This window comes from Leptolyngbya cf. ectocarpi LEGE 11479 (assembly GCF_015207065.1).
Lineage (GTDB): Bacteria > Cyanobacteriota > Cyanobacteriia > Phormidesmidales > Phormidesmidaceae > Leptothoe > Leptothoe ectocarpi.
In genome coordinates this window covers 1-9,548 of sequence record NZ_JADEXP010000253.1, presented here as the reverse complement: position 1 = coordinate 9,548, position 9,548 = coordinate 1, and the positions used below count along the sequence as shown (strand labels likewise).

General features: G+C 47.7%; 4 protein-coding genes. 2 read left to right on the top strand and 2 right to left on the bottom strand.

Translation table 11 applies throughout. The annotated features are described in order from the left end of the window. Positions 1 to 281: 281 nt before the first annotated feature. Positions 282 to 1,349 (bottom strand): dTDP-glucose 4,6-dehydratase, encoded by a 1,068-nt coding sequence (rfbB, locus tag IQ260_RS21655; protein WP_193995170.1) that lies wholly within the window; start codon positions 1,347 to 1,349, stop codon positions 282 to 284. A 131-nt stretch (positions 1,350 to 1,480) separates the two neighbouring features. Then, positions 1,481 to 6,694: a CHAT domain-containing protein gene (locus IQ260_RS21650; RefSeq protein ID WP_193995169.1), complete on the bottom strand. Its 5,214-nt coding sequence runs from the start codon at positions 6,692 to 6,694 to the stop codon at positions 1,481 to 1,483. Between the two features lie 503 nt (positions 6,695 to 7,197). On the opposite strand from IQ260_RS21650, the gene fbp reads away from it, so the two are divergent. Further along, the gene (gene fbp, locus IQ260_RS21645; protein WP_193995168.1) at positions 7,198 to 8,268 is read left to right on the top strand and encodes a class 1 fructose-bisphosphatase; all 1,071 of its coding nucleotides are present in this window, start codon (positions 7,198 to 7,200) and stop codon (positions 8,266 to 8,268) included. A 103-nt stretch (positions 8,269 to 8,371) separates the two neighbouring features. Continuing rightward, entirely contained in the window at positions 8,372 to 9,511 is a 1,140-nt protein-coding gene (gene tal, locus IQ260_RS21640) for a transaldolase (protein ID WP_193995167.1), read from the top strand. The last annotated feature ends 37 nt before the right edge of the window (positions 9,512 to 9,548 follow it).

Below are 9,548 nucleotides of genomic sequence, written 5' to 3'. Positions count from 1 at the left end.
CAGCATCTGATTGACAGGTTTATTCGAAACTTAGACTTAGACGAGACTTTGATTAAATCACATCCCAACTTTCCAAGTCTTTGTGACTACGGGGTTCTAGTCTCCTAATTCTGTCCGGAGTATTGTAATAGTTAAAGCTGTCGTTGTTGAATAAATTTTCCTAAGAAAATTTGATAATTTATCTGAATCAGAGCAATCTCTGAAATCCTTCTTAAAATGAAAAGTTGTTTTTTGACCTATAAAAGCTTCGACCGTTCATCAGCTATATTTTCTAATAGGTGTTACCCATAAACTTTCTCATAGTAATCTTTATAGTCTGCCGATAACAAAGGCTGCCACCAGTCATTATTATCGAGGTACCATTGCACGGTTTTACACAAACCCTCTTCAACTGTAACGCTTGGGTACCACCCTAAATCAGTCTGAATTTTAGTTGCATCAATGGCATATCGATAATCATGTCCTGGTCTATCCTTAACAAATTTAATGAGTGTGTCATATGGCTTCACAGGAAGATCGGGGGCTAACTCTTCCATAAGTTTTCCTAGTATATGAACAAGATCAATATTTTTAATCTCATTATTACCACCGATGTTATAGGTCTCACCTGGAATAGATTTGGTCAACACCGCTTCAATAGCGCTGCAATGATCTTCTACATATAACCAATCTCTTATATTCTGACCATCTCCATAAACTGGTAATGGTTTACCAAGCATCAAGTTCACACACATTAGTGGAATTAACTTTTCAGGAAAGTGGTAAGGCCCATAATTATTAGAGCAATTGGTAATTAACGTGGGTAATCCATAGGTATGGTAGTAAGCCTTAATAAGGTGATCGCTTCCTGCCTTAGAGGCTGAATAAGGGCTATTGGGACTATAGGGTGTGACCTCAGAAAAAGCACTGTCGTTTGATTCGAGACTACCGTAAACCTCATCAGTAGAGATGTGATGAAAACGATAGTGCTCTGGCTTTTGATTTATTTGCCAATGATGTTTAAATGTATCAAGCAGCGTGAATGTCCCAATTACATTAGTTTTTATAAACGCATCAGGATTTAGAATTGAGCGATCTACATGGGACTCGGCCGCAAAATGAACGACAGTATCAATATTCTCTTCTTGGAAAAGTGAATGTACAAGGGTGCGATCGCAAATATCACCTTGCACAAACTTAAAGACATCAATGCCTTCCAGGGACTGCAAATTTTTTCTGTTGCCAGCATAGGTAAGCAAATCTAATACGATGATGCGATCATCAGGATGATGCTTGTGCCAATAGTGAACAAAATTAGAGCCAATGAAACCAGCTCCTCCCGTAACTAAAATGCGTCGAGAGTTTATCATCTGATAATGATTTAGTTTCCAATACTACATGTATAACGGAAATCAGTTCTGCTTACACATCAATTCCCTAATTTTCGTGTATGCGTTGTGGGTGAAGGGGTTGTTACATCTAGAGAGGTAGACGTTCAGCGCTACCAGGGGCTGCCGACCAGGGTGTAGGTGGACCAGTAAAAAGGATGTTCAAAATTCCAGCGGCCATGATGTTCTAAATCTGGGAAATGAGCTAAGGCTGCATCATCAAGGCCGTATAGTGTACCATCTGCAAACTGAAGATCCCCTTGCAACATCGCCAATTGTGCCTGGCGTAGCGCTACTGCTCGAACTGGCTGTTGCTGCAAATGTTTGTAAAAGTATGTCATCAGCCCGAGGGTACCTTCATCGCTGATGGGCCAGAGACTAGCCACAGAGGTCTGTACCCCAGCATTCACCGCTAATCCGGCAAAGCCGTACTCGGCTTCACGGTCACCCAGGGCTGTGTTACAGGCACTCAGAACCATTAGGGCGATGTCAGCAGCTTGCAGACCTAAGGTGTGGACCTGATCGAGCTTGAGGGGCTGGTCCCATAGTTGAATATAGGAATGGCTGGGTTCACCAGGCTCGAATATGCCATGGCTGGCCAGGTGAACAATGCCAAACTTATTACGGGCCACTTGAGTTTGGAGATTATCTAGCGTAAAGTTCTCATTGAGGAAAACCTCACTGTCATGAAATGTTTTAGTAATACTATTGAGTTCCTCTGGTACAGCTGGCAGGACTTGCTGTGATGGAAACTGAGAAGCTCCCATGGCCAATAGCTGAGTTGTCTCTAGCTGGGTATAGAGAAAATTCTCAGGGTTAAAGTCAGTCAGGCTAAAACTGGGAATGACCCCTAGGCTGTAGCGTTCAATTAGAAACTCTTCACCATTGTGCAGGGCAGCCGCAGGCAGGGTACGCAATCCTGTATCCATTGCCAGCGCCAAGCTCTGAATATTCTGCTGGTGTAATTGGTCTTCTATGGGGGCAATCAACCAGCTGTAGAGCTGCTGTGCCGGTGGTAAGTACTGAGATGCTCCGGAAATCGGATTGGTTATTTGAGCATAAAAATCTTCAGTCACAGCCATGACCTCACCACGGGTAACGCCCTTTACTTTTCGGCGAACAGTTTGGCCATCAGGGGTGAGCAACAGCAGCCCTAGCTCATCCTCAGGGGTGAGACCACTCGAATCGGGCAGTGCTGTATCTTTTGCTGTAGGTGGTAAAAAATAAATATATAAAACACCGGGTTTGATGCCCATTAACGCTTCCACATTACCCAGAGTCTGTTGGGCTGTAGCCAAATTAGTGGGGGAAACGCTGACACGCCCGTATAGATTTAGATGGGACTTAAATTGTTCGGAATATGAGTTTTCTAAACGGTTGAACAAGGCTTTGTTGGAGTCGTCAGAACTCAAGGAGAATGTGAGTTCTTCTATGGTGGCAGGATCGCTTTCTATTCGGGGAGAGCTAAAGTCAACAGTGACTGGGGAATTGATGCTTGCAGAGGGAATAGCAGCAGCAGGAGTGACGGCAGAGGGAATGGCAGCAGCAGGAACGGCGGTAGAGGCTGCTATGACCTGGGGGATAGCCGCGACAGGTATATTCAGATCCTGGGTCAGAATAGAAATATTGCCTAGGGTATGACTGTTTAAAAAAGAGCTGCCGCTGGGAATTTGAAAGGCCCCCGTGGTAATGACAGCCTCGCTGCCTAAAAGGGTGCCATCACCCACTTCAAAAGCAGTAGAGCTGTTGCCACCATGGTTAATGGTAATCGTGCCCGTCCCATTAAGGGCAGCGGTGGAGATACTAGCTATATGTCCATCTAAACTGATAAAGCTGTCGGTTGCTCTAAAGAAGTCTTCAGTGGCAATTGCTATGCTGCCGCCCGCACCCTCGGCTCGAATTGTTTGAACCTGAATAGTATCTGGAGCCTTGAGGATAACATTACCCCCGGTGCCAGCGGTTCCCGCTGTGTCAATCTGCTGGGTGGTTAGGGTCGTGCCAGCATCAACGGCAACGCGACCGCCGTTGGTAACAACATTTTGAGTGTTAATAGCCCCATGACTGCTGCTGAGGCTAATGCCATTGGGGGCACTAAGGTTAGCTGTAAGAATGTCCTGGGCTGCAGATAGGATAATTTCAGATGCAGCTAGGTCAAATCCTTGGGTATTAATGGTGCCATCGCTGTTGGGAGATTGAAGGGTTGTCGGTGCGGGTAGTGTTACATCGGCCCCTAGGGTAATTGTACCGCTACCTTCGGGATGTCCAATGGTAATGGCTGTGAAGCCGTCATCGATATTTGAGAGTTCTGCGGTTGAAATAGTGAGGGTTTGGGTTAAATCAGGCGTTAAATCAGCACCGCCTAGCTGGATATTTTGATGGGCTGAAGCGGGCTGCAGTATAAGCTCATCTGTGCCTGTAATCGCAGTGCCAATGCCAATGCTGTCGCCATTCAGAATCAGTGGACCCTCCCCCCCCTCAAGGTTGCCGGTAAAACGAGCGTCACTGGCTAGAAAGTTGACCTGGTCTAATTGATCGCCAGCTGTGAGATTTTCGATATTTTCAAAGCTAGTGATTCCAGGACCGTTGCCGGTGTTAACAGCCGTTAAATTCCAAATACTGTCGACCGTATCCCCTAGAAACGTGTCATTGCCGGCTCCTCCGTTGATGGATCTGACAAAATTGTTTTCGCTCAGTCTAAAGGTATCGTCATGATTGCTACCAACGAAGGTTTCTACGGTATTAAATGCCCCCATGGTACTACCACGACGGGTCTGCAGGTCAACTGTGATAGCCGTAGCGTAGTTGTTGTAATCAACTGCATCAAGGCCCTCTCCTCCGCTCAGGGTACCGGTCAACGAGGCTCCATCGTTAAAGAGAAATATGTCATTTCCGGCGCTACCCTCTATATTTTCAATATCTGTAAAGGTGACATTGCTGAGGGTGCCTGTGTTGTTGGCGGTGATTGCGATCGCATCAGTCCCACTACTGCCCTGGAGCGTATCGGCTCCGCTACCGCCGTCAATCAGACCGCTCATCACGGCTCCATTTTCAAAGATAAAACGGTCGTCGCCTGCCCCTCCATAGATATTTTGAATGCCAGCAAAGCCAATACCCTTGAGAGTGCCAGTATCAATGCCTGAGAATATAAATGTATCATTTCCCATATCACCTTGAATCAGGTCGTTAGAGCCATTACCAACAACTATTGAGTGAGTATTCTCAAACCTCAGTCCGTTACTAAAAAGAGAGTTGAGATTCCCCTGATTTTCATCCGTGATAGTCCAGTGCGTCAGCTGATCAGGTCCTCTTAACCTATTAGCTCCAAGCAGCGTGACCGGATCTCGAAATGGTGTGGCTCCAGTATCTGTAATCGAGTCATAGAGAGTGACATCACTGGTTCCATCGGAGCGGCCAATAGTAATGGTTGTGAACCCATCTTGAAGTGCCAAAATGTCGGTTCCCAATAGATCTAGCTCAAATAGGGTATTTGTGGTTGGGCCTAGGTTGATCTCTGTAGCTGGATTGTCTGGGGTTATGACCAAGGCTGAGCCACTGACCGATGCGTTGCCCCCGTTTAGGTTTAGTTCGTTACTTTTAATCGTGATATTGCCAGCATTGAGGCTACCTTCCACCGTGGTTAAAAACGGTGCCGTCAGGCTGAGATTACCTGCCCCGGTTGCGGACTGGGTGTTGATTGACTCCAGCGTAATCAGAGGACCTGAAATACTGATATTGCGCCCCGATGTATTAATCTGATCGCCCGCTCCAGTCATGGAAAAGGTTCCGGTATTATTGTTGTTGGCATCGGCAACAAACGTGATAGAGCCTGTGCCCGGCTGAAAGGTCAGGTCATTATTTCCACCTAAATCAATATTAATATTGAGATTTGCTTGGAAGATAATGTTGTCATCACCGCTCCAACTCTCTAGGGTAGCTGCGTGGAGAGTTAGAATACCCAGATCGCGATCGGTGGCGCTAACAACAGGAAATAAGGTGGATTCTGTTGCCGTATCAGCTGCTGTACCACCGCTGACAATGCGAATTGTATCCGGGTCAAATAGGATGGTGCCTGATTCTCCCTGGGGAGCACCCAGGGAAAATTGTCCATTAAAGTCCAGGTTTGACTTGCCAGAAATTTCGATAAAGCCCCCATTGCCCCCCTGAGCGCCCCCTTGAACCTGAGCATTACCGCCAAAGTCGGTGGACTGATCGGCCCACACAATAATTTGTCCTCCGTTTCCTTGGTGTAGGGCATTGGCTCTCAGTTCAGTGTTTTGATTGACTTGAGTATGGATAGCATTTGGCCATGATCCGGCCCCTTGATAATCACCCCCAATGTGAATCTGTCCCCCCTGATAGATGCCATCGGCATTGAGTGTTGCATCTACAAGAGAAATCTGTTCTCCTAAAATAAGAATGTGGCCACCGTTCTCTCCGGCACTATTCACGGTTCCAGATATGCTCGCCTGGCCAATGTCTGGAGCTGTTGTCACACCTGCTTGTGTGAGCTGCGGGGTGCCATCTGTCGCGATGGTGAGGGTGTCGGCACTGTCAACGCTTCTACCAGTCAGAAGGGTGGGGAGATGGGTGAGACTGGGAACATCCTCTGTCCAGGGCTCAATTTCTAAGGTGAGGAGCTGACCCGTTTGACTTAAATTGACCCGATTGGTGTTGCTGAGCGCTGCGACAGTAATCGAACCTGCCGGAGCGCTTAAGGTGCCTGTATTATCTACGCTACCCCCCAGCAGTCTTAAATTCTGTCCTGCAGCTACGTGGAGATTCCCCAGATTGATCAGGGGGGCGGGACTCGATATAAAGGCTAAACTGTGGGGAGCAGCCACTAACGCTTGATAGTCGGTGTCCTCAATGCCCTCAATAAACCAGCCTTGGTTAAATCCGACCGCGTCAGCGGTGGCGGCAGTAAAGTCACCCTGTAAATTAAGATGGGCATTGGGGCCAAAAAATATACCAGCGGGATTGAGCAGCCACAAATTAGCACTGTTAGAGACCGCTAAGCCGCCATCGATGGTCGAGAGCTGGCCCCCGTTCACGCGCCCTAAAATATTTTCCACTGAGGCAGGGGCCATAAACGTAGCAGTCTCCATCGTCTCTACGTTGAACGTTTCAAACTGATGAAAGAGATTTTCTCCATCGGTAGAAGAGACACCGCCAGTAATCTGAATCTGAGCCCCGTCTGTCGTAATCGATGTTGTTCCGATGGGGACTATTTGTGCCCAGGCGGGAGCCATAGCCAACGTAAAAATACCCAGTCCGCCTGCTATTGGCAGACCGTAATGATTGAGCCGTTTCCCCCCTGGATGCCCCATAATGTTTAATAATGCCAGATGAATAATGTTACTCAGTGATTAAAGTTGCCCAAAGCTGCCCGAAACTGCTCGAAACTGCATTGTCATAATCACGACAATGTCCCCTTTATAATCACAGCTAATTTATCGAGGAAACGTAACCCCAATGCCACGGTTTTTCGGGTGATTGACGGGGCTTGGCGATGATAGCTTAGTCAGTATAAATGCTGGTTTTTAGGACAAGATATCTGATTGCTTTACATCAATAGAATCTAGGTAAGCGGGTTCAATCTTTTGTAAGCTGCCAACAAATGGAACTCAGACATCATTTAGCTAAGACTCATCTGTACTTAATCTAGATGAATCTTTTTGAGCATCTTTGGGCACAGATTCTGAGATGTTTCTGTAACTGATCTAAAAGTTTGTTTCATTTTCTAGATCGGGTTTCTAACATGGCAGTAGGAGTATCTGATCGATACTTCACTTGCTAACCCACCTCAATCAGTAGAGGTAATGGAGGTTCTATGGTTGAAACCTATCAACCATCCCACGAGGCTACGTTAGATCGTGATTCAATGACGCTGTCGCGACATGTGTTGCAGCAGCTTCAAAGTTTTGGGCCAGATGCTCAAGATCTGAGCGCATTGATGACCCGGATTGCCCTGGCGGGTAAGCTTATCGCTCGACGGCTATCGCGGGCCGGTTTAGTAGAAGACGCTCTGGGCTTTACTGGGCGTGAAAATGTCCAGGGGGAATCCGTCAAAAAAATGGACGTCTATGCCAATGACGTCTTTATTTCTGCGTTTAAACAAAGCGGTTTGGTCTGTCGTTTGGCGTCCGAAGAGATGGAAGAGCCATTCTATATTCCAGAAAACTGTCCTGTAGGTCGCTATACGCTGCTATACGATCCCATTGACGGGTCGTCTAATGTGGATATCAATCTAAATGTTGGTTCGATTTTTGCCATTCGGCAACAACAGGGAAATGACGAACAGCAAACGGGAGAGGATCTGCTACAGCCAGGCCATGAACAGATAGCGGCGGGCTATATTCTCTATGGCCCCAGCACGGTGCTGGTCTATACCATCGGTACGGGGGTGCATGCATTTACCCTTGATCCCAGCCTGGGGGAGTTTATCCTTTCGGAAGAAAACATTACGATTCCTAGCCATGGGCCTGTTTACAGTGTAAATGAAGGTAACTTTTGGCAGTGGGATGACTCGATCCGAGATTATATTCGGTACGTGCATCGTCATGAAGGCTATGCAGCTCGCTACAGTGGTGCATTAGTGGGAGATTTTCATCGTATTTTGTTTCAGGGTGGCGTGTTTTTATATCCTGGCACGGTTAAAAATCCTGCTGGCAAACTGCGGTTGCTCTATGAGTCGGCTCCCCTCGCCTTTTTGGCAGAGCAAGCGGGGGGACGGGCCACCACGGGCTCTCAGAAAATTTTAGATGTGCTCCCTGATCGTTTACACATGCGTACACCTTTGGTGTTGGGCAGTACAGAAGATGTGGCGTTAGTGGAATCATTTATTCAAGATCGGTTTAGAGAACATGAAACCGAAATGGCCGTTGTTGGTCAAGACGTTTAAACAACGCTCAGGAGTCTTAACCCTGGATAGATTTCACGGCATTAAGACTGAGTAACACTTATTGAACAAGCAAAACAGACAAATTAAACAGGACAATTCACCTATGACTACGGTAAAAGACAGCCCCATTCTGCATCTGAAGGATTATGGTCAAAGTGTTTGGATGGACAATCTGAGCCGCGACCTGCTGGTTTCAGGCGAACTGGTGGAGTTAATTGATAGTCGAGATGTGCATGGGATCACGTCTAATCCCGCTATTTTTGAAAAAGCGATCGCAGGTAATGAGATCTACGATCAGGATATTGAAGCGGGTGTCCGGGCCGGACAATCCGTCGAGCAAATCTACGAATCTCTGGTATTCGATGATATTCGTCGGGCCTGCGATGTGCTCAAGCCGATTTATGAATCCTCCAATGGATTAGATGGCTATGTCAGTTTAGAAGTACCGCCCAATCTGGCCCACGATGCGGATACCACGCTGGCGGAAGCTCGCCGGTATGCGGCAGCGATTGAGCGCCCCAACCTGATGATCAAAATTCCGGGCACCCCCGAGGGGCTAAAGGCGGTTGAGCAGACCATCCGCGATGGGATCAACGTTAATGTCACCCTGCTGTTCTCGGTACAAAGCTACATTGACACCGCTTGGGCCTACATTCGGGGTCTGGAGGGTCGCCTGGCCGATGGTCATGATATTAGCCATCTGGCTTCGGTGGCGAGCTTCTTTTTGAGCCGGATTGATAGCAAAGTGGACGATGCCCTCGACCAGCTGGCTGAGGCGGATGCCAGTAAGCAAGAGCAGATTGCTGGGCTCAAAGGTCAGGTTGCGATCGCAAATGCCAAGCTCGCCTACCAAGAGTACAAAAAAATTACCCAGAGCGACCGCTGGCAGGCACTGGTGGCCAAGGGAGCCAAGGTACAGCGCCTGCTGTGGGCCAGCACCAGCACCAAAAACCCAGCCTATAGCGATGTCATGTACGTCGATGAACTGATCGGCCCTGATACCGTCAACACCCTGCCCCCCAATACCATCGAAGCCTGTGCCGACCACTGTGATGTGATCAGCCGCATCGAAGCCGATGTGGACCAGGCCCAGACTGTCATCGAAACACTGCCCACCGTTGGCCTAGATCTCGATCAGGTAATGGATGAGCTGCTAGCCGAAGGCATCGATAAATTTATCAAACCCTTTGATAAGCTAATGGATTCCTTAGTGATGAAGGTCAAGCAGCTATCCCCTGCATAGCACACTGGGGAGTGGGGCGTAGGGGCTACTTTAGAAC